Source organism: Cardiobacterium sp., assembly GCF_057314735.1.
On the sequence record NZ_DBHKZK010000066.1, the window covers coordinates 1 to 20,188 of the forward strand.

The 20,188-nt window shown below is 59.9% G+C and carries 17 protein-coding genes and 1 tRNA gene; 3 read left to right on the forward strand and 15 right to left on the reverse strand.

The genetic code is table 11. The annotated features are described in order from the left end of the window. Window positions 1-615: 615 nt before the first annotated feature. Window positions 616-1,194, reverse strand: coding sequence for a TerD family protein (locus ACO54Z_RS09705; RefSeq protein ID WP_298078723.1), 579 nt, complete (start codon window positions 1,192-1,194; stop codon window positions 616-618). Window positions 1,195-1,197: 3 nt separating this feature from the next. Further along, a complete protein-coding gene (locus ACO54Z_RS09710; protein WP_485996824.1) occupies window positions 1,198-2,265 on the reverse strand; it encodes a TerC/Alx family metal homeostasis membrane protein in 1,068 nt (355 codons plus the stop codon). A gap of 218 nt (window positions 2,266-2,483) precedes the next feature. Between ACO54Z_RS09710 and gpmA the strand changes: the two genes are divergently transcribed. Then, complete coding sequence (gpmA, locus tag ACO54Z_RS09715; protein WP_485996825.1) at window positions 2,484-3,170, forward strand: 2,3-diphosphoglycerate-dependent phosphoglycerate mutase; 687 nt, start codon at window positions 2,484-2,486, stop codon at window positions 3,168-3,170. Between the two features lie 110 nt (window positions 3,171-3,280). Here the strand turns inward: gpmA and rbfA are convergent, their stop codons facing one another. The 5 genes from rbfA to ACO54Z_RS09740 all read right to left on the reverse strand — a co-directional run bounded on the left by rbfA (window position 3,281) and on the right by ACO54Z_RS09740 (window position 8,459). Next, on the reverse strand, window positions 3,281-3,673 hold the full coding sequence (gene rbfA, locus ACO54Z_RS09720) for a 30S ribosome-binding factor RbfA (RefSeq protein ID WP_485996826.1): 393 nt from the start codon (window positions 3,671-3,673) through the stop codon (window positions 3,281-3,283). Further along, window positions 3,673-6,324, reverse strand: a complete 2,652-nt coding sequence (gene infB / locus ACO54Z_RS09725; RefSeq protein ID WP_485996827.1) for a translation initiation factor IF-2 — start codon at window positions 6,322-6,324, stop codon at window positions 3,673-3,675. Before infB ends, rbfA begins: the two co-directional genes overlap by 1 nt. Window positions 6,325-6,342: 18 nt before the next feature. Further along, on the reverse strand, window positions 6,343-7,833 hold the full coding sequence (nusA, locus tag ACO54Z_RS09730; protein ID WP_485996828.1) for a transcription termination factor NusA: 1,491 nt from the start codon (window positions 7,831-7,833) through the stop codon (window positions 6,343-6,345). Between the two features lie 10 nt (window positions 7,834-7,843). Further along, window positions 7,844-8,317 (reverse strand): ribosome maturation factor RimP, encoded by a 474-nt coding sequence (rimP, locus tag ACO54Z_RS09735; protein WP_079541639.1) that lies wholly within the window; start codon window positions 8,315-8,317, stop codon window positions 7,844-7,846. Window positions 8,318-8,382: 65 nt separating this feature from the next. Further along, window positions 8,383-8,459 (reverse strand) — tRNA-Met (locus ACO54Z_RS09740). A gap of 174 nt (window positions 8,460-8,633) precedes the next feature. Between ACO54Z_RS09740 and ACO54Z_RS09745 the strand changes: the two genes are divergently transcribed. Together ACO54Z_RS09745 and ACO54Z_RS09750 are read left to right on the forward strand one after the other, a co-directional pair. After that, window positions 8,634-9,926 carry a leucine-rich repeat domain-containing protein gene (locus ACO54Z_RS09745; protein WP_485996829.1) on the forward strand — a complete coding sequence of 431 codons (1,293 nt, stop codon included), beginning with the start codon at window positions 8,634-8,636 and terminating at the stop codon, window positions 9,924-9,926. Between the two features lie 18 nt (window positions 9,927-9,944). Continuing rightward, on the forward strand, window positions 9,945-10,811 hold the full coding sequence (locus tag ACO54Z_RS09750) for a hypothetical protein (protein WP_485996830.1): 867 nt from the start codon (window positions 9,945-9,947) through the stop codon (window positions 10,809-10,811). A 652-nt stretch (window positions 10,812-11,463) separates the two neighbouring features. Here the strand turns inward: ACO54Z_RS09750 and hemF are convergent. The 8 genes from hemF to ACO54Z_RS09790 all read right to left on the reverse strand — a co-directional run bounded on the left by hemF (window position 11,464) and on the right by ACO54Z_RS09790 (window position 20,122). Further along, window positions 11,464-12,387: an oxygen-dependent coproporphyrinogen oxidase gene (gene hemF / locus ACO54Z_RS09755; protein WP_485996831.1), complete on the reverse strand. Its 924-nt coding sequence runs from the start codon at window positions 12,385-12,387 to the stop codon at window positions 11,464-11,466. Between the two features lie 11 nt (window positions 12,388-12,398). Next, window positions 12,399-13,040: a leucine efflux protein LeuE gene (gene leuE, locus ACO54Z_RS09760; protein WP_485996832.1), complete on the reverse strand. Its 642-nt coding sequence runs from the start codon at window positions 13,038-13,040 to the stop codon at window positions 12,399-12,401. Continuing rightward, window positions 13,037-13,504, reverse strand: a complete 468-nt coding sequence (locus ACO54Z_RS09765; RefSeq protein ID WP_485996833.1) for a hypothetical protein — start codon at window positions 13,502-13,504, stop codon at window positions 13,037-13,039. The genes leuE and ACO54Z_RS09765 overlap by 4 nt, the downstream gene beginning before the upstream one ends. 12 nt (window positions 13,505-13,516) lie before the next feature. After that, window positions 13,517-14,080, reverse strand: a complete 564-nt coding sequence (locus tag ACO54Z_RS09770) for a GrpB family protein (RefSeq protein ID WP_485996834.1) — start codon at window positions 14,078-14,080, stop codon at window positions 13,517-13,519. 51 nt (window positions 14,081-14,131) lie between these two features. Continuing rightward, window positions 14,132-16,375, reverse strand: coding sequence for a DUF5682 family protein (locus ACO54Z_RS09775; RefSeq protein WP_485996835.1), 2,244 nt, complete (start codon window positions 16,373-16,375; stop codon window positions 14,132-14,134). Window positions 16,376-16,756: 381 nt separating this feature from the next. After that, window positions 16,757-17,284 (reverse strand): REP-associated tyrosine transposase, encoded by a 528-nt coding sequence (locus tag ACO54Z_RS09780; protein ID WP_485996836.1) that lies wholly within the window; start codon window positions 17,282-17,284, stop codon window positions 16,757-16,759. A gap of 82 nt (window positions 17,285-17,366) precedes the next feature. Further along, window positions 17,367-18,446, reverse strand: coding sequence for an ATP-binding protein (locus tag ACO54Z_RS09785; RefSeq protein WP_485996837.1), 1,080 nt, complete (start codon window positions 18,444-18,446; stop codon window positions 17,367-17,369). Window positions 18,447-18,550: 104 nt separating this feature from the next. After that, complete coding sequence (locus ACO54Z_RS09790) at window positions 18,551-20,122, reverse strand: tannase/feruloyl esterase family alpha/beta hydrolase (RefSeq protein WP_485996838.1); 1,572 nt, start codon at window positions 20,120-20,122, stop codon at window positions 18,551-18,553. Between the last annotated feature and the right edge of the window lie 66 nt (window positions 20,123-20,188).

Sequence of the window (20,188 nt, forward strand, 5' to 3'; positions counted from 1 at the left end):
GACAAGGCGCGTCGCCGAAGACAGTACGCTTTTGTACGGCGAGGCGACGCAACACCGTATGAGGCTTTCGGTGGATGGCTATACAATTGGCCATAACACAATGTTTTGTGCGTAGGTTGGGTTAGCGCGCAGCGCGTAACCCAACAACGGAATCTGTTCGGCATTCGGTTTGTTGGGTCTCTCTCTCGCTGCGCGAGCAATACTTGTCGCTGCGCGAGCTGTTCCAGTCGCTCGTACCTCGCTGACCCAACCTACAAAGCCTCACGGCTGAATGGTAAACAGCCTCTAGGCGCTGTTTGCAATTCATTTTGGATGCGGTCGCTACGCGGTTTTTCACACCCCTCCCTGACCCTCCCCCGCTGCGGACTTCGCCCTGCAGGGGAGGGTTGGAGAGGGGTAAGCGATATTATTGATGAGCCGAAATTCCAATTTTTCAATTGTTTGCTGCCCTCACCCCAACCCCTCTCCCAGAGGGAGAGGGGCTTATCCGCCGAATGGCAAACAGCCTCTAAGGGCTGTTTACCATTCGTTTTAGATGCGGCCGCTACACGGTTGTTTACACTCCATCCCGCTTTGCAGGGGAGGGGAGCTGTATGGCAATCACGCGGTCATCAATCAGCCGACGTTCACCCCGTACTGGTGGCAGAGGCTGAGCAGGCCACCGGCGTAGCCCTGACCAATGGCGCGGAATTTCCATTCGCCGTCACGGCGATAGACTTCGCCGAAAACCATTGCTGTTTCCGTGCTGTAGTCTTCGGAAAGGTCAAAACGCAGCACTTCCTGGCCGCTTTCGTGGTTCACCAGGCGGACGAAGGCGTTGCTGACCTGGCCGAAGTTCTGGTGGCGTGCTTCGGCGTCGTGGATGGTGACGGTGATAAAGAGCGAGCTGATGTTCGCCGGGATTTTGTCGAGCTGGACGAGGATGCTTTCGTCATCGCCATCGCCGTCGCCGGTGAGGTTGTCGCCGGTGTGCTCCACCGCGCCTTCCGGCGATTTGAGCTGGTTGTAGAAGATGAAGTAGGCGTCGGACGGCACTTTTTTGTTGTCGCCGGTCATGAACAGGCTGGCGTCAAGGTCAAACGGCTGGCCGTCGCTGCTGCGCGCATCCCAGCCGAGGCCGATGAGGATGTGTTTCAGCGCCGGGTCGGTTTTGCTCAGCGAGACGTTTTGTCCTTTGCTTAGGGTGACTGCCATGATTTACTCCTTGGTTTCTTTTTCCGGGTAGAGCAGGGATGCGACCACGCCCGCGAGCAGGACGACGATGACGACGATGAGCGAGACGAGCGGCGAGATGTCGAGGCCGTGGTGCAGGTAATGGTTGGTCGCAGACAGCGCCAGTTTGGCGGCGATGAAGAAGAGGAGGACGATGACCGCTTTTTCGAGGTGGACGAGGTAGCCTTTCAGCGCTTCCAGCACGAAGTACATCGTCCGCAGGCCGAGGATGGCGAACATCATCGCGCTGTAAACAATCAGCGGTTCGCGCGAGACGGCAATTACCGCCGGGACGCTGTCGAAGGCGAACATCACGTCGGAGATTTCGATGACGGCGAGGCAGAGCAGGAGCGGGGTGGCGACCCAGGCGCCCGCTTTCATCGCGTGCGGGTGGCTTTGTTCGGGGTGTTTGGTGTCTTCCCCGGCCAGTTCGAGGTGTTCCTGCGGGTTCTTCGCCTGCGCGTCGGCCAGCTCCTGGCTGTTCAGGAAGAAATTGTGCCCGTAGAGGCGCGGCCAGACGGGGAAGAAGCGGTGCACCAGGCGGTAGGCGCGGTGGTCGGAATAGTCCTCGATTTCGTCGCCGTCATCGCCGCCTTTGAGCATCATCACCGCCGTCCAGGCGATAACCAGCGCGAAGATGATTTCAACGAAGGGGCCCAAGGCAAGCAGGCCGGTACCGATGATGACGAAAATCATGCGGAAGATGATGGCGCCGATGATGCCCCAGTAAAGCACGCGGTGGCGGTAGCCTTCCGGCACCTTGAACCAGGCGAAAATCGCCATCATGACGAAGAGGTTATCGACGGAAAGTACTTTTTCCAGGGCGTAACCGGTGATGAACAGGCTCGCTGCTTCGCTGCCGTGGTGCCAGCCGAGGAAGCCGGCGAAGGCGAGCGAGACGAGAATCCAGAAGACGGTCCAGAGTGAGGCGCTTTTCAGGCTCATCGGTTTGTCGCTGCGGTGGGCGTAGAGGTCGATGAGAATCGCACCGACGGAGAGGATGATGAAGACGGCGACGGTTTCGACGGGGAAGCCGAGGTGATGGTTTTGCATGGGGTTCCTTGGGGTAGTTGGGAGGATGTGCCAAACGGCACAGGGGCGCGCATTATAGGAGTTTTCAGGCTGAATTTCAGCGGGATAGCTGCGCATCACGGGAAAAACATTGGCCCTGCTACGACTGTTGCGCAATCGCTGCGATAGAACCGCCGCCGCAATAACGCTACAATACTAACGATTCGTTACCTTTCCCTCACCTGCTAAAGGAGCACACCATGAAACTCGTCCTTTCTCGCCACGGCCAAAGCGAATGGAACCTTTCCAACCGCTTCACCGGCTGGGTTGATGTCGATCTCACCGCGCAAGGCGTGGAAGAAGCCGTCGCCGGTGGCAAATTGCTGAAAGAAAAAGGCATCCTCTTTGACGTCGCCTTCACCTCCTATCAGAAGCGCGCCATCAAGACCCTGCACCTCCTGCTTGAATACTGCGACCAGCTATGGATTCCCGAATACAAAAGCTGGCGCCTGAACGAACGCCACTACGGCGGCCTGCAAGGGCTGAACAAGGCCGAAACCGCCGCCAAATACGGCGATGAACAAGTGCATATCTGGCGTCGCAGCTTTGACGTGCCGCCGCCTGCCGTTGAGAAAACCAGTGAATATTACCCGGCGAACGAGCGCCGCTACCGCGAGGTCCCGGCGGACGAAATGCCGGTCGGCGAAAGCCTGAAAGACACCATCGCCCGTGTTCTGCCCTACTGGGACAGCAACATCGCGCCCGAACTGCGCCAGGGCAAAAACGTCCTCATCTCTGCCCACGGCAACAGCCTGCGCGCGCTGATCAAATACCTGCTCAACATCAGCGACGAAAAAATCCTGGAGCTGAACCTGCCGACCGGTACGCCGCTCATCTTTGACCTGGATGACAAACTCAACATCGTCTCCGCGCCAGAGCTGTTCTGACGCTTGCGAGACGGATACGGGCGGCCAGCACGGTCGTCCGTTTTTTGTCCTCTACGCAAAAAAAACGCGCTCCGGTCAAGGAGCGCGTCTTTTATGGCAGGGCAGGGCGGTTATGCCTGCCCATCTTCTTCTGTTTCATCTTCCGGCGGCAGGTCTTTTACCAAGTCATGCAACAGGTGATCCATGCGCGCGCCGTATTCCACCGAGTCGTCGTAGTGGAAGCTGAGTTCCGGCATTTTGCGGATGCTGAGTTTTTGTGCGAGCGCGTGCCGCAGTTGTCCGGCGTGGGCGTTCAGCGCGCGGATGAGCGCGGCGCGCTCCGCCGGGTCGCTGATGACGTGGGTCACATAGACTTTGGCAAATGACAGGTCGCGTGTCACCCGCACCGCCGTGATGGAAATCAGCGAGGCGTGCGGGTGGTCAAGGTATTGCGGGATGGCGACAGCGAGGTCGCGCCGCATTTGTTCGCCGATGCGGCGGGTGCGGTCTTGTCCTTTTGGCATCAGAGTGTCCTCTCAACCGAGACGCGCTCGTAGCATTCGATTTGGTCGCCAATGCGCACGTCGTTGTAGTTTTTGACGCCCAAACCGCATTCGGTACCGGCGCGGACTTCGCTGACGTCGTCCTTGAAGCGGCGCAGCGATTCGAGCGCGCCTTCGTAGATGACGACGTTGTTGCGCAGCACGCGGATGGGGTTGTTGCGCTTGAGTACGCCGTCTTCGACGATGCAGCCGGCGACGGTGCCGAATTTGGAGGAACGGAACACTTCGCGTACCTCTGCCAGGCCGATGATGTCTTCGCGCACTTCCGGCGAGAGCATCCCCTGCATCGCCGCTTTCACCTGGTCGATGGCTTCGTAGATGATGCTGTAGTAGCGCAGGTCAACGCCTTCGTTTTCCGCCAGTTTTTTCGCGTTGGCGTCGGCGCGGACGTTGAAGGCGATGATGATGGCTTCGGAGGCGATGGCGAGCTGGACGTCGGATTCGGTGATGCCGCCGATGCCGGAGGCGATGATGTTCACTTTGACTTCGTCGGTCGCCAGTTTCAGCAGTGAGTCGGAGAGGGCTTCGACCGAGCCTTGGACGTCCGCCTTGATCATCAGGTTGACGGTGTGGACTTCGCCTTCTGCGGCGCTGCTGAACAGGTTTTCCAGTTTGGCCTTCTGTTGGCGGGCGATTTTGATTTCTTTGAATTTGCCCTGGCGGAAGTTGGCAATCTCGCGTGCCTTGCGTTCGTTTTCGACGATGACGACTTCGTCGCCCGCGTTCGGCGTGCCGGAGAGGCCGAGGATTTCGACCGGGGTGGAGGCGCCCGCTTCTTTGAGTTCGTTGCCGTTTTCGTCGAGCATGGCGCGGATGCGGCCGTATTCCATGCCGGCGAGCATGATGTCGCCTTTTTTGACGACGCCGGATTGCACCAGCACGGTGGCGACGCTGCCACGGCCACGGTCAAGGCGGGATTCGATGACGACGCCGCGTCCCATGCCGGTAGAGGGCGCGGTCAGCTCCAGCACTTCGGCCTGGATGAGCACTTTGTCGAGCAGGTCGTCGATGCCTTCGCCGCTTTTCGCCGAGACGTAGGCGAAGAGGTTTTCGCCGCCCCATTCTTCGGCGATGACGCCATGTTGCGACAGTTCGGATTTGACGCGCTCCGGGTCGGCGTCCGGCTTGTCGATTTTGTTGACGGCGACGATGAGCGGCACTTTGGCGGCGTTGGCGTGCTGGATGGCCTCAATCGTTTGTGGCATGACACCGTCGTCGGCGGCAACCACAAGGATGACGATGTCGGTCGCGTCCGCACCGCGCGCGCGCATGGCGGTAAAGGCGGCGTGGCCGGGGGTGTCAAGGAAGGTGATGGTGCCTTTTGGCGTTTGTACGCGGTAGGCGCCGATGTGCTGGGTGATGCCGCCCGCCTCGCCCGCGACCACTTTGGTTTTGCGGATGTAGTCCAGGAGCGAGGTTTTGCCGTGGTCAACGTGGCCCATGATGGTGACGACCGGCGCGCGCTGGATGATGTTGCCCGCGTCTTCGTCGGCCTCGGCCATGACTTGTGCTTCGAGGTCGTTTTCTTTGATGAGGATGTACTGGTGCCCCATTTCTTCGGCGACGAGCGCGGCGGTTTCCTGGTCCAGCACCTGGTTGATGGTGACCATTGAGCCGAGTTTCATCATGACTTTGATGAGTTCGCCCGCCTTGACGCTCATTTTTTGTGCGAGTTCGCCAACGGTGATGGTTTCCGGGATGCGTACTTCGCGCGAGACCGGGGCGACGGGTTTTTCAAATTTGCCGCCCTTGCGTTCGCGTTTGTTGCCGCCCTTGCCGCCACGGCTGCCCGCGCCGCTGCGACGGTCGTCGCTGTCGCGTCCGCCACCGCGTTTGCCGCCGCGTTCGTTGCGACCGCCACCGCCCGCACCGCGTTCGCGGCTCTGGATGTGGAAGCGGGTTTCGGCTTCTTCTTCGTAGTTTTCGCGTTTGGCGACATCAAGCAGGGCTTCTTGCCGCTGCCGTTCGAGTTCTTCGTTTTCTTTGGCGGCGCGTTTTTCCCGCTCTTCCTGTTTGCGGACTTCTTCGGCGGCGTTGCGCTTGGCGTCTTCGGCTTCGCGGAGTTTTCGCTGTTTTTCTTGTTCGGCCAGTTGTGCCGCCAGTGCGGCTTCGGCTTTTTGTCGCGCCTGTTCGGCGTCAAGCGCGGCTTTTTCTTCCTGTTCTTTGCGCAGGCGGCGCGCTTCTTCTTCGGCGACACGCTGGCGTTCGGCGTGCTCTGCTTCTTCGCGCGCCCGCGCTTCGCTGTCGCGCATGGCTTCGCCCTGGGCGAGGCGTTGTTGTTCGGCCATTTGTTGGGCGATTTCGCGCGGGCTCAGTTTTTTTTCGCCGCTTTTTTTGGCGGCGGCACGCGGTTTTTTCGCCGCCGTCTCGCCGCTTTTTTTCTCACCGGCGGTTTTCTTCGCCGCTCCGGCGGGGTTTTTCAGGCTGAGTTTTTTTTCGCCGCTTTTTTTCGCCGCCATGTGTTTGGTCAGCGCCACTTTTTGCGCCGGTGTCAGCGTGTCTTCTTCGCCCGCGACCGTGACACCCGCTTCTTTCAGCAGGGAAAGCAGGCGGTTCACGGGTATTTTCAGTTGTTTGGCGAGCGCCGCTACGGTTTGTTCTGCTACTGCCATTTTATTGTTCCCTCGCTATCATCCACGAAACCACGGCTCGCGCGCTTTCAGTATCAGCGCCGATGCCTGTTCTTTGTCCATGCCGGTGTAGTTCACCAGTTCGTCCACCGCCAATTCTGCCAGGTCTTCCTGGGTGTGCAGGCCGTTCGCCTGCAAGGCGGCAATGGTGTCCGCATCCAGCCCTTCGACGTTTTCCAGCGGTAACTGCATTTCTTCTTCCGGCTCCACTTCGGCGACAAAGGCCTGTTGCAGCAGGTAATCTGCCGCGCGCGCCATCAGCGCATCGACGGTTTCTTCGTCAAAGGCCTCGATGGCGAGCAGTTCGTCGCGTTCGGCATAGGCGACTGTTTCCGGCGCGCTGTATCCGGCTTCTATCAGCAGGTCGGCGATGTCGTCGTCGATGTCCAGCGCTTCTGCCAATGCCCGCTCCTGTGCGTCCTGCGCCGCTTCTTGCCGTGCCTCGAATTCGGCTTCACTGAGGACGTTGATGGTCCAGCCGGTGAGTTCGCTGGCAAGGCGCACGTTTTGTCCGCCGCGACCCACGGCCTGCGGCAGTTTGTTTTCCGGGACGGAGATATCCATCACCTTGCGCGCCTCGTCGGCGGCAGCGTTGGTGATTTGCGCCGGTGCCATCGCCTTGCGCACGTAGGTTTCCGGGTCTTCGTCCCAGAGAACGATGTCGATACGCTCGCCCGCCAGTTCGTTCATCACCCCCTGCACGCGCGAGCCACGGATGCCGACGCAGGCACCGACCGGGTCAATGCGCGGGTCAAAGGTGCGCACCGCGATTTTGGCGCGCAGGCCGGGGTCGCGGGCAACGCCCATGATTTCGATGATGCCGGAGCCGATTTCCGGCACTTCCAGGGTGAAGAGCTGTTTCAGCATTTCCGGGGCGACGCGGCTTACTTCCAGTTGCGGTCCGCGCATTTCCAGGTTGACTTTGGCGAGGTAGCCACGGATGCGGTCGCCGATGCGTAGTGTTTCGCGCGGAATCATGCCGTCGCGGAGGATAGTCGCCTCGGCGCCATTGACATCGACGATGACGTTGCCGCGTTCGTGGCGGCGAACGATGCCGTGTACCAGCGTGCCTTCTTCGGCGATGAACTGGTCATAAACCTTGCGCCGCTCTGCCTCGCGCAGCTTCTGAATGATGATTTGCTTCGCCTGTTGCGCGCTGATGCGGCCAAACGGTTCGTTTTCAATCGGCACCTCATGCACATCGCCGACCTGCAAATGCGCCTCGGGAAACTCAATGGCGGCGACGCTTTCACGCATCTCGGCGTCCGGGTTTTCCAGAATCGCCTCGTCATCGACAATCGTCCACAGGCGGAAACTCTTGTACTCGCCGGTGCGCGGGTTAATGACGACCTTGGCGCCGATTTCCTCGTCGGGATAACGCTTGCGCGTCGCGGCCGCCAACGCCGCTTCCAGCGCCTCGATAATCACGCTGCGATCGACTTCCTTCTCGTTCGCTACCGCTTCAATAATGTTCAACAAATCTTTCGACATAACTCCTCCTTCAAAAAACGGGTACCAGACGCGCCTTGTCCACATTGGCGTAATCCACTTCGACCGCCTCGACGGCACGCCCTTGCTGTATCGCAAAAGTAATGCGCTGCGCTGCCTCGTCGGTGGACTCAATTACCCCTTCAAAACGGCGGCGCTTGCCGACCGGCGCGTGCAAATGCACCTTCGCCGTCTCGCCGGTAAAGCGGACAAAATCGGCAAAGGAAAAGAGCGGGCGATCCAAGCCAGGCGAAGAAACTTCCAGCGTGTAGGGCGCGTTAATCGGGTCTTCCACATCGAGAATCGGGTTGACCGCTTCGGTGACCTCAACCACGCCCTCCATATCAATCCCGCCTTCCGGCCGATCGACATAAATGCGCAGAATCGCATTGACCGAATTGTGGTGATACTCCACCCCAACCCACTCAAAACCCATGGATTCCACCACGGGCTTCAACAACTCTGTAACCCTTTCCTCGCGCGACATAGCGACCCCTTGCAAAAACGCATACAACAAAAAAGCCCTTGAAAAAGGGCCTTCTAAAAAATCCTTGGAAGCGGGGGCTGGATTTGAACCAACGACCTTCGGGTTATGAGCCCGACGAGCTACCAGACTGCTCCACCCCGCAATTGATGAGGCGCGCATTATAGGCAAAACTTTGCCACATGCAAGCTCTGATGCCGAAAAGCGGATAAAAAAGCGACAACCGCTTGAAAACACAAGCGGCGTGCGCAGGGCTTACAAATAGTGAGCGCGGATTGTTACAATACCGCCACAAAAACCGAAACCAACAGGAAAACCCATGCTCAAAAGCATCACCAGCGGCTTGCGCCGCGTTTTCAAGAGCGACGCGCAAGACGACGACGAAAATCAAGGACGTTTCAGCGAGATCCTGAAATGGGCGGAAGAAAACAACATCGGCGAAGACCGCATCCCGCGCGAACCCTCCGAACTGATAGGGTTGAACCGTCTGGATCTCTCCTTCCGCCGCCTGCAAAGCCTGCCGGAAACCCTGGGTGAACTGGCACTACTGACCGAGCTTGACCTGCGCGGCAACGAACTGCAAAAACTGCCCGACTCCATCGGCAACCTCACCCTGCTGAAACGCCTCGACCTCAAATGGAACCAGCTCGAAACCCTGCCGGAGAGCTTCGGCAACCTGACCGGGTTGACCAAACTCGAACTCGGCTACAACAAAATGGCCACCCTGCCGGAAGTCATCGCCAAATTCAGCCACATCACCGAACTCGACCTCAGTGACAACCGCCTGCTGCGCGTGCCACTCTTTATCGGCAACTTCACCCACCTCACCAAACTCAACCTCGCGCGAAACAAACTCGAAGACCTGCCGGAAGTCTGCGCCAACCTCACCAAACTGACGCGGCTCAACCTCTCCTCCAACGAACTGAAAAAACTGCCCGACTTCATCGCCAACTACCGCGAACTGGGCGAACTTGAACTCTACGGCAACCACCTCGGCACCCTGCCCGAATACATCGGCGAACTGCACCAACTGCACCGGCTCGACATCGGCGGCAATATGCTGACCACCTTGCCCGAATCACTGGCGAAACTGCAAAACCTGAGCATTCTCGACGCGCACAACAACCGCCTCACCAGCCTTCCTGCCAATTTCGGCAGCCTGAGCCAGTTGCACCGTCTCTCGCTGGCGCACAACCAGCTAAGCCTCTTGCCGCCGCCGACCGCACAAATGCAGCGTCTGGCGGTACTTGACCTCTCGCACAACCGCCTGATGCAACTGCCGGAATTTATCTGCCAGTTCACTCGCCTGAACGACCTCAACCTCGGCTACAACGAACTGACCGAACTGCCGGACGACATCGGCCAGCTCACCGAACTGGAAATGCTCAACATCAGCCACAACAACATCGGCGCGCTGCCGCCCTCCGTCGCGCGCCTCACCAAACTGATCAACCTCGACCTCTCCAACACCCAAATTCCCTACCTGCCCAAATACATCAACGACCTGAACCGCCTCTGCATCCTTGATGTGCGCAACACGCGAATGCGCATCCCGCTGCCGCTCGCCACCCGCATCGAAAGCAACGCGGTGATGGCGGGCTACTACAAATAACCGCCCTTCGAAAATCCCATGAAAACCCTCGCCCTGCCCGTCGCCCTCACCCTCGTCGCCACCGCGCAGGCAGCCACAGACCCGCTCATTGCCCAAACCCTGAATCAACACTACCCCGTGAACGCGGACGCCAGCGCACGCCTCGCCCGCGCCAGCGACGGCAAACAGCGCGAATGCCATTACTACCGCGTGGATGACGACGAATACTGCATGACCCTGCACAGCGAAAAAACCGCTGACAGCGCACAGGACAAACGCCGCTACCTGCTTTTCACCGGCAAAAATCTGAACGAAGGACACGCCTCTGCCGGACTCGCCGTCCTCTTTGCCTTCACTGAAGAAAACGGCGGGTGGCGGGAAACCGCGCACGGCCAAACCGAAGCGGGCGAATGGGGTGACGCGCCGGAGGACTGGCAATGGCAAGAATTTGGCCCCGGCTATTGGGGCGCGGTTGGCAAAAGCGGATTCGTCCAGGGCGGCGGGCTGGAAGAAGCCTTCAACATCCTGCACGACGACGGTGAGCGCATCGCCAGCAGCACCATACCCGCCACCAGCAGCTACGACGAATTTTGCGATCCCGCCGTAGAAAAATTCTGCGACAACTTTTGGGAAGGCGAAGCGGGTGCCAAAGAACACCTTGCCAATACCAAAGACCTGCAAGCCACCCTCAACATCCGCCGCGACCTCAACCCGGTTGGTAACAGCTGGCCGCTGGAAATCACCCTCAACGGCTACGACGGCCGCAAAATTACTGGACGCGAAAACAACGGCGCCTACCGCCTCGCACCGATCAAAGAATACCGGCAGGAAAAATATACCTTCCCTTACAACGCGACCAAACACGACTACCAAATGCCGGACAACTACCCGATTCGTTTTGACTGAATGCCGCCAGAGGCGGCGACATAAAATAGCCTCGGCAACCGGGGCTATTTTTATGCGTCAGGTCAATTCATCGCGCTTCTTCTTTTCGCGCAGCGCCGGTGGGTATAGCGATACTCACAAAGTTCTGTACAAGGCGCGCCGCCGAAGACAGTACAGATTAGGCGCTGTTTACAATTGGCCATAACATGATGATTTCATTCGCAGGTTTGGTTAAGGCCTGTTTACCATTCAGCCGTAAACACGCCCAATCCAATGCGGTTGCGTGGCGACGATTTTGTGAGCTACACCATTGGTTTGTAGGGTGTGTGCCGCAGGCACGCACGCGTTTGCCGATGTCAAATTCCCGCGTGCGTGTCGGCTACGCCGCCACACACCCTACGCACGGAACCCGCCTGCTACGGGCTTCGCCCTGCGGAGGAGGGAGGTCTAAATTGTAAACAGCCCTTAGGCGCTGTTTACAATTCGTTTTATATGCAATCGCTGACGCGAATGGTTTGCTGCCCCCACCCCGCCCCTCCCCCACGGGGGAGGGAGCAGTTTGGTGGATGACCGCAGAGCAAAGCCCGCAACGGGGCAGGGTTGAAATGTAAACAGCCCTTAGTACGGCGAGGCGGCGCAACACCGTACAGGGCTTTGTGAGGATTGCTATAAATCAAAGCCACTCGCGCGGCTTGAGGTATTCCGCCAGCCGCGCCTCGGCGCTGCCCGCAGGCGGCTGGTAGTCGTATTCAAAGCGCACCGCAGGCGGCAGGCTCATCAGGATGGACTCCGCGCGGCCGCCGCTTTGCAGGCCGAAATGGGTGCCACGGTCGTAGAGCAGGTTAAATTCCACATAACGCCCCCGGCGATAGAGCTGGAACTCGCGTTCGCGCACACCGTAATCCGTGCCCTTGCGCGCCTGGACGATGGGCAAATAGGCGGCGAGGTAGGCCTCGCCCACGCCTTGCGTAAACGCCAGCGCCTCGGCAAACGGCAACTCGTTGAAATCGTCAAAGAAAATGCCGCCGATACCGCGCGTCTCGCCCCGGTGCGGCAGATAAAAATAGCGGTCGCACCACTCCTTGAAACGCGGGTAGAGCGCCGCGCCATAGGGCGCGCAGGCGGCGCGGGCGGCCTCATGCCAGGCGCGGCAGTCCTCGTCGAACGGGTAAAACGGGGTGAGGTCGAAACCGCCGCCGAACCACCAGTCGCGCACCGCCTCGCCATCGCGCGCGACAAAGAGGCGGATATTGGCGTGGCTGGTTGGCAGATACGGATTGCGCGGGTGGATGACCAGCGACAGGCCGAGCGCGCTGAAGGCGCAACCGGCGAGATGCGGGCGTTTTTCGCTGGCAACGGCGGGCAGGTGCGCGCCATGTACCACCGAGACATTCACCCCGCCCTGCTCAATCACCGCGCCGTCTTTCAGCACCATCGTCGCGCCGTGGCCGCCGAGACTGCCGTCCGCGCCGTCGCGTTGCCAGCGGTCGCAATGGAAGGGCTTGCCGTCTTCGGCGGTGAGTGCGGCAGTAATGCGCTGCTGCAAATCGCCGAGAAAGCGGGCGAATGCGTCGATGGATTCATTTTGAATGTGCATGACAATCTCCCCTATAAAGTCGTCATCCATAATTTGACGGCAAAGCCGATAAACAATAATCCTACCAATGCCATACCCAGTGCGGCAAGGGCGCGCGAATGGGCAAAGAAGCGAATCAGCCGCCCGCCGGCAAATGCCAGCACATTAAGATAGGTGAAGCTGATACATTGCAGAATAAAGCCGAGAATAAACAAACTCCACACCGGATTGGGCGCATCGTCGCGCACAAACTGGGTGAAGAAAGAGAGAAAGAAAATAATCGCCTTGGGATTCATCAGGCTTAACGTCAGCGCGCGCTGGAAGAAATGCTGTGTCTGCATCTTTTGCGTCACCGGTTGGGTATTGCGCCGCGTTTGCCAGGCGAGCCAACTGCCCTTGAGCAGATTCAGCGCGAGCCAAACCAGATAAAGCCCGCCTGCCAGTTTGATGGTATGAAAAATGGGCGGGTAGGCTTTCATCAAGGCGCCCGCACCGAAAATGGTCGAAAGAATGAGGACGCTGTCGCCGAGAATAATGCCGCCAATGGTACGGTAGGCAGCACGCGCGCCGTATTGCCCGGCGACGCTCAGGCAATACAGCGAATTGGGGCCGGGGACGAGAATAATGGCAATGGCGCCAAGAATGTACTGGTATAAATCATGAATGCCGCTCATCGCGTTTCCTCCCGGCAATAATCCAGTTCGGTTTTGACCAGCGCATAACCGGGGCTGCGCAAATGAACGCAGCGGTTATCGCGGGTGAGAAAAAAGCGTTTTTCCAGAATGTTGCGGTAGGTCAGCACCGCCGCCGCGCTGCAATCGCCATTGACCGGGCAGGGTTCAATCTGCTGCATTTCGGCAGCAACGGTTTGATTGATGCGCTGATAGATAAACAGGCTCGCGGCAAAAGCGGCAAGATAAATAACAAAACTGGCGAACAGGAGCCGCAATCCTTTGAAAGGAAAAGCGGCGCGGTTTGCCATTTTCCGGTAATTGACGGCGAGATAAACCGCATAGGCGAGGTAATAGACCGGCAGCATGATAAGTAACGTACTCAAATAAAATTCCCCGACAATGGCACAGGTAATCAGGGCGGCAAGGACAATAATGAAATTGTAGAGAAAATGAATTTTTTGCATGGCGGTTAGGGGTTAAAAATATGGCATGGCATCGCTTTTGGCGCGGACGGTAATGGTGCGGATGAAATCGCCTTTGGCATTGGTATAACCGTCGCGGTCGTGTTCATACGGTTTCCACAGCGACAGTTTCAGCGCTTCGTATTGTTTGGCAATGGCGGGATGTTCCCGCAGGTAATCGCGGAAATAATATTCGTCATGGTCACCGGGCAGGCGCAAATGAATGTGGAAAACCCGTTCGGCAAATCCTTCGGGAGTATAGCCCTTGTTGAGCGAGATGCGGGTATCGCTTGCCGACATTTGCAAATAACCGTGGGCAACCAGAATGTTGGCGGCGTTTTGCAGCGTGGCCGCATCCGCCACTTCAATCAGAATGTCGATAATCGGTTTTGCCCAAATGCCGGGAATGGCGGTGCTGCCGATATGGGCAATGGCGCGGATATGGCCATGCAGCAGCTGTTGCAAGTGCCGGGCTTCTGCGGCGTACCAGTCGCGCCATTCATCGCGGTGCGGGGTGAGCTGGATGGGAAAGAGTTGCCAGAGTTCTTGCAGGCTCATTTCCGTGAGCGGTTTGGTCATGGTTTTACGTTTTACATACAGGGTAGCGGAGAAGGTGTATGTAAATGGGCGTTATTCTGCGACAAGCGGAATGCCCAGCCACGCCGCGACGGTTTGCATCGCCGCCAGACCGTGTTCGCTGGCGAAGGCGGTGTTAGTGCTGGCCGTAGCGGGGGCTGCGGCAGGACGGTCGCTGGCGTGGGCGCGTGCCTTGTCGCCCAGTTGGCGGCGTTCGCCGTATTCAAAGCTGCTGAAGGTGCGGCGCAACAGCGGCAGCAGTTCGGTGAAGTGTTCGGCGGTGAGGCCGCGCAGCCAGCCGTCTACTATCTGCCACAGCGGTTCGTGGATGAGCAGCACCGTGCCGGACTGGTAGAGGAAGCCTTCCAGCCAGTGCGCCGCGTGTTCTGGCGGGTTGGCGGCGGAGAGGTATTGCGCGAGCTGCACGGCGCTTGCGTCGGCGTCGAGGTGTTGCTGGTCGAAGAGTTGTCGCGTCGCGCTGCCGGCAAGTAGCGGGTGTGCGTTGTGCGCGGCGAGGATGGTTTCGAGGAAGCGCTGCCAGTAGGCGGCGAGCGCGGCGTTATTGAGCAGGCCGATTTGGTAATCCGCCTGGCGGATGGGTTCAAAGAGGGCGCGGGCGCTGTCGTAGTCGATGTTAAGGCAGCCCTGCACGCCACCGGCGGCAAGCCGCGCCAGCAGGGTATCCAGCACGGCCACGAGCGGCGCGGGGTCGTAGTCGCGCACGCTGCCGTAGCGCACGGTGTCGGCGAGGTTCGGCAGGGCGGCGAGGGTGTCGGCGAGGTTGTCGTGGCTGGCGGAGAGGTTGGCGATTTGCGCGGTGATGCGGGCGACGAGTCCGGGCAGGTCGGCGGGGATGACTTGCGCGAGCAGCGCGGTCAGTTCGGCGAGGCTGCCCGCCTGTTGCAGGCGTTCGCTGACGTAGCCGCTGACGGCTGTGGCGAGGGTGTTGCCGTAGATGGCGCGTTCGGTGAGGGTGATGTGCTGTTCGGGCTGGTAGAGGTACGACCACGCTTCTTTGTAGGTGCCTTTGCCGCGCACCGGCAGGGCTTCCGCGCCGTCGATGCCGAGCAGGTTGAGGCGGTGGATGAAGATGCTGCGTTGCAGGTCGAGCGGTTTGCGCAGGTCGAGTTCGAGGGTTTTCGCTTCGGCGGTCTCAATGAGGCGCAGTTTTTTGCGCTGCGCGGCGACGTCGGCAATCAGCGGCAGTTGCGGTGTCGCGGCGGGGACGCTGCCGATGGCGTTGTCAATCAGCCATTCGTGTTCTATCAGGCGCAGTACGGTGTCATCGCCCATGCCGACGATGGCGGTGAGTGCTTCGAGATGGTCGGCAAGGCGCGGCTGGCTCTGCCCGCGCAGGGCGGCGCTGGCGTTGGCGAGGCGCACGGTTTCGATGACGTGCGCGGCGGAGATGTCGTGTCCTTTGCCGCGCAAGAGGGCGGCGGCGCGGCCAATCCAGCGCACGCCGTCGTCGGGATGCACCCAGAGGTGGGCGTACCAGGCGGGGGCGGTAAGGCCTGCGCCGTAGCCGCTGTCGAGGCTGAGGCGGCTGTTCGTCCACGGTATCCAGGTGCAATCGACTTTGACTTTCGCCAGGCCTTTGAGCAGGGCGTTGTCGTCCTTGGCAGCGACTTTGGCGACCAGCGCCGGGACGTGCCACGCGCCGCAGACGACGGCGATGCGTTCGTAATTTTTTTCTGCCTGACGCTGCATTTTGCGCATCCACGCTTCGCGCAGCTGGTCGCGCGGGTCGGCCTCGCCACGCGCTTCGCGCAGGGCAGTGACGGCTTCATGGACGGCGGCGAAAATTTCCGTGCTGTCGCGGCGCTGTTCAACCAGCGCTTCCCAGAAGGCCTCGCCATCGGGCAGCCCGGCAATGGCGGCGAGTTCGTCGAAGGGGTCGCCGGAATAGGGCAGGGCGGTTGCTTCTTTTTCTTCGGCTGCTTCGCTGTCGTTTTCTTCGCCGTCGTCGGGCGCTTTTTCTTCGTAAAGGCTGTGCGCTAGCGGCAAATCGAAGAATTGCAGGGGGATGCCATTTTCGGCGGCGTAGCGCATCGCCTGCCATTCGGGCGAGAAGGCGGCGAAGGGGTAGTAAACGGCGTGCTGCGGCGCGTCCGGGCGGTAGGCGAGCAGCGCGACCGGCGGCTGCATTTCCGCGTCGGCGGCAAGCGCGAGCAAGGCGTCTGCTTCGGGCGGCCCTTCGAGCAGGATGCAGTCGGGCTGGTAGTCGCGCAGGGCGGCGAGCAGGTGGCGGGCGGAACCCGCGCCGTGGTGGCGGATGCCAAAGTGTTGGATGGTCATGGTTTTCTCGGCGAAGTAGGGGCGGTTAGCGAGGGACGAGCGTAACCACCCGTTGATTCGTATGGTCATCCACGCAAAGCCCTGTACGGTGTTGCGCCGCTGTACGTTTTCAACGGCGCGCCTTGTACAGAATCCTGCGTGTATCGCTGAATACAGGTTTGGGGCAATATTTTTGGGCAGGGTTCTGAAATATACGATGCTTCAGGGATAGCCGACCTGCATCGGCGGTAATGTTACGGACGCTACCCCCACCCCAACCCTCCCCCGCTGCGGGTGCTGGCGCACCCTGCGAGGGAGGGGGCAAACTGGCGGTATATCGGCAACGGCTGACTTTGGTCATTCTGTTGTCCGTCAGCATACTTTTCAAGAGACCATCTGTTGTTATTCACCAAATACTCCCGGTTCAATAATGCCGCACCAATTTTCGGGATAGATATTCGTTGCAACATAACGGTGAAAGGTGGAGTACGGCCAGTTTTTGACTTGGCCAACCAAACCATGTTTCAGCGGATTCAGGTGAATATAGTCAAAATGGCGTTTGAAATCGGCTTTATCACGGATGCAATGTTCCCAAAAATGGCGTTGCCAGATTTCCCGACGTTTTTCTTGTTGCAAGGATGCGCCGGGAATGGCGGTTTGGGGCAGGTTACGGCTAAACCGATTTTTTATCAGGCGCCAACGCAGGGAAAAATCGCTGTCGCCTTCGGGTAATTGCCAAATGCAGTGCATATGCTCCGGCAATACGACCCAGGCGATGATGGTAAAGGGATGTTTTTGTCTGACGTTACGCACGCTCTGGCGCAGCAGGTTTATTTCCCGAATGAGCAGGTCATTGTTTTGGCGTTGCCACAGATTAACGGTAAAGAACCATGTGCCGCCATTGCGGTAAAAGCGTTTGTAGTTGGCCATATGTTTTGATGTTGGGCAGATTGCCATTTGATTGGAACGGGCGGTTACGGCTTCGCCTAACCGCCCCTACGTTTTATGCCGTTTATGCCATGTCGCGCGCGGCGCGGTAGAGGTCTTGCCAGCCATCGCGTGATTTGACGACGGTGTCGAGGTATTCCTGCCAGACGATTTTGTCCTGCACCGGGTCTTTGACGACCGCGCCGAGGATGCCGGCGATGAGGTCGTCCGCCTTCAGCGCGCCGTCGCCGAAATAGCCGGAGAGCGCCATGCCGTTATTGACCACGGAGATGGCTTCGGCGGTAGAAAGGGTGCCGCTGGGGCTTTTCAGTTTGGTTTTTTTGTCGACGGTGAGACCGGCGCGCAGTTCGCGGAAGATGGTGACGATGCGGCGGATTTCTTCCAGCGCCGGTTTTTCCGCAGGCAGCTTCATCGTGTTCTGGTAGCTTTCAACACGGCTGCGCACGATGTCTGTTTCTTCGTCCAGCGTCGCCGGTAGCGGCAGGATGACGGTGTTGAAGCGGCGTTTTAGCGCGCTGGAGAGGTCGTTCACGCCTTTGTCGCGGTTGTTGGCGGTGGCGATGAGGTTGAAGCCGCGCACCGCCTGGATTTCGCTGTTCAGCTCCGGCACCGGCAGGTTTTTTTCGGAGAGGATGGTGATGAGCGTGTCCTGCACGTCGGCGCCGATGCGGGTCAGCTCTTCGATGCGCGCCAGTTTGCCCGCCCGCATCGCGCGCATGACCGGGGTTTCCACCAGCGCCTGTTCGCTCGGCCCTTTGGCGAGCAGCTCGGCATAGTTCCAGCCGTAGCGGATGGCTTCTTCGCCGGTGCCTGCGGTGCCTTGCACGACGAGGGTGGAATCGCCGGAGACGGCAGCGGCGATGTGTTCGCTCACCCAGCTTTTGGCGGTGCCGGGCAGGCCGTAGAGCAAGAGCGCGCGGTCAGTGGCGAGGGTGGCGACAGCGATTTCCATCAGGCGGCGGTTGCCGATGTATTTGGGCTTGACGGTAAAGCCGTTTTTCAGCTTGCCGCCGATGAGGTAGGTGACGACGGATTGTGGCGAGAGCTGCCAGTTGTCCGGCACGGGGTGGCTTTCTTGTTGTTTGAGTTCGTGCAGCTCTTCGGCGGTTTGCTGCTCGGCGTGTTGGCGCAGGATGTCGTTCATGGGGTTCCTTGTGAAGGTGAAGGGGATGCCGGTTGACCGGGTTAATGGTATCCGGGGTTGGTTGTTAATGCCAATGGCGCATGGGAGGGCGTCAGAATGCGGCTTTACCGGCACTGGTAGCTTTCCGCCTTGCTGGCGTCGCCGCCGTTGTAGTGGGCGATTTTCGGCCAGGCGCAGAGTGGCATGGTTTTGCCGCTTTCGTGGCGGGCGGTGAGCTGCTCCGGCGCGGTGTTTTTGTCGTGCCATTGTTCGAGTGCGGTGAGCGGGTCGAAGTCGCTGTAGGCGTCGCCACCGCCGCAGTGGGTCATGCCCGGCACCATGTAGAGGCGGGCGAAGCTGTTCGTGTCGGCGGTGTCTTGTTGTAGTTGGGCGAACCAGTCGCGCTGGTCTTTCGCCGAGAAGACGGGGTCGGAGACGCCGGTGATGATGAGTAGTTTGCCGCCGCCCGCGCGGAAGGTATCAAGAACGGTGCTGACGGCGTCATTTAGTGCGCCAGTCTGGTAGGTTTTCGCCGGGTCGCGGTCGAAGTCGAAGGTGGCGAGGTCGAAGTCCGGGTTGTACGGCGTCATGAAGTATTGGGTGAGCGAGCCGCTGCCGAGGGTGATGTTGCGCGCATCCGGCGTGGCGGTTTGCGAGGAGCCCAGTTTCCACGCGCGCCAGCCGGGCTGGTTGATGCCGCTGTCGTAGTACCAGCCGCTGTAGATGGCTTCACCGTGGCGGTTTTTCGCACCGTCGAAGATGGCTTTGAGTGCGGCGATTTTTTCTTTGGGCAGCTCAAGGCTGGCGGGGTCGAAGTCGCAGTGTTCCCAGGCGTTGATGTAGCCGTCCTTGAGGCCGTCGTTGGCGTCGCAGCGGGCGAGGACGGCGGCGGAGACAGTGTCGAGGTCTTGTTGGGTCAAGGCGTTTGCCAGTATTTTTTCGCCTTTGTCATTGACCGGGGCGATGTTCATCAGTTGCCGGGTGTCCCAGACTTCGGCGATGGCGGCGCGCGAGAGGCGGAAGCCGGGGTTGCCGGCGATGACGCCGTCGTATTCGAGCGGGTAGCGTTGCGCGGCGATGAGTGCTTCGCGGCCACCGTTGGAGCAGCCCATGAAGTAGTTGTGCGCGGGCGCGCGCTGGTAGGCGGCGTGAATCAGCGCTTTGGCGACGATGGTGGTTTTGCCGATGGCTTGGTAGGCAAAGTCCAGCCGCGCCTGTTGGTCGGCGCCGAAGTCGGGCGTCGGCGTCGGGTGGCCGCCATCCATGCTGACCACGGCGTAGCCGCGCATCAACGCCGGGGTGGCGTGGGTTTCGCGCCAGGGAATGTTGCCGACGGCCGGGGCGACGAAGCCGTCCACGCCGCCGCCGCCCTGGAAGAGGAAGCGGTTGTTCCAGGCAGCGGGCAGGCGGAGCTGGAAGCGGATGCCGTAGGGCTTGCCATCCGCGCCGGTGCGCGCGCCGTATTCGCCTTCGATGAGGCAGTGCGCCCCGGCTTTTTGGCTGTTGGCGGAGCCGCCGGTGAGGGCGGACATTTTGTCGGCGGCGATGTCGCCGTCGCTCCATTCGGCGCGGTCAATGCGGGTGTTGGCAACGGCGGCGTTTTTCAGCGCGGCGCATTGGGCGGCGTCAAACTGCGCCAAGGCAGGCGCGCTGGCGGCGGCGGCGATGGCAAGGGCGAGCAGGGCGGGTCGGGTCATGATGTTCTCCGGGGTTGAAGGGCGCGGATTGTACCCCGTAACGGCGGCGGCGCGGGCTTCGGGTAG

Bases quoted from the DNA above. Each gene is read 5' to 3' on its own strand.
- ACO54Z_RS09705 (WP_298078723.1), bottom strand. From the start codon at position 1,194: ATGGCAGTCACCCTAAGCAAAGGACAAAACGTCTCGCTGAGCAAAACC.
- leuE (WP_485996832.1), bottom strand. From the start codon at position 13,040: ATGAGCGGCATTCATGATTTATACCAGTACATTCTTGGCGCCATTGCC.
- ACO54Z_RS09750 (WP_485996830.1), top strand. From the start codon at position 9,945: ATGAAAACCCTCGCCCTGCCCGTCGCCCTCACCCTCGTCGCCACCGCG.
- rbfA (WP_485996826.1), bottom strand. From the start codon at position 3,673: ATGCCAAAAGGACAAGACCGCACCCGCCGCATCGGCGAACAAATGCGG.
- nusA (WP_485996828.1), bottom strand. From the start codon at position 7,833: ATGTCGAAAGATTTGTTGAACATTATTGAAGCGGTAGCGAACGAGAAG.
- gpmA (WP_485996825.1), top strand. From the start codon at position 2,484: ATGAAACTCGTCCTTTCTCGCCACGGCCAAAGCGAATGGAACCTTTCC.
- ACO54Z_RS09785 (WP_485996837.1), bottom strand. From the start codon at position 18,446: ATGAACGACATCCTGCGCCAACACGCCGAGCAGCAAACCGCCGAAGAG.
- hemF (WP_485996831.1), bottom strand. From the start codon at position 12,387: ATGCACATTCAAAATGAATCCATCGACGCATTCGCCCGCTTTCTCGGC.
- ACO54Z_RS09745 (WP_485996829.1), top strand. From the start codon at position 8,634: ATGCTCAAAAGCATCACCAGCGGCTTGCGCCGCGTTTTCAAGAGCGAC.
- ACO54Z_RS09765 (WP_485996833.1), bottom strand. From the start codon at position 13,504: ATGCAAAAAATTCATTTTCTCTACAATTTCATTATTGTCCTTGCCGCC.
- ACO54Z_RS09710 (WP_485996824.1), bottom strand. From the start codon at position 2,265: ATGCAAAACCATCACCTCGGCTTCCCCGTCGAAACCGTCGCCGTCTTC.
- ACO54Z_RS09770 (WP_485996834.1), bottom strand. From the start codon at position 14,080: ATGACCAAACCGCTCACGGAAATGAGCCTGCAAGAACTCTGGCAACTC.
- rimP (WP_079541639.1), bottom strand. From the start codon at position 8,317: ATGTCGCGCGAGGAAAGGGTTACAGAGTTGTTGAAGCCCGTGGTGGAA.
- infB (WP_485996827.1), bottom strand. From the start codon at position 6,324: ATGGCAGTAGCAGAACAAACCGTAGCGGCGCTCGCCAAACAACTGAAA.
- ACO54Z_RS09775 (WP_485996835.1), bottom strand. From the start codon at position 16,375: ATGACCATCCAACACTTTGGCATCCGCCACCACGGCGCGGGTTCCGCC.
- ACO54Z_RS09780 (WP_485996836.1), bottom strand. From the start codon at position 17,284: ATGGCCAACTACAAACGCTTTTACCGCAATGGCGGCACATGGTTCTTT.
- ACO54Z_RS09790 (WP_485996838.1), bottom strand. From the start codon at position 20,122: ATGACCCGACCCGCCCTGCTCGCCCTTGCCATCGCCGCCGCCGCCAGC.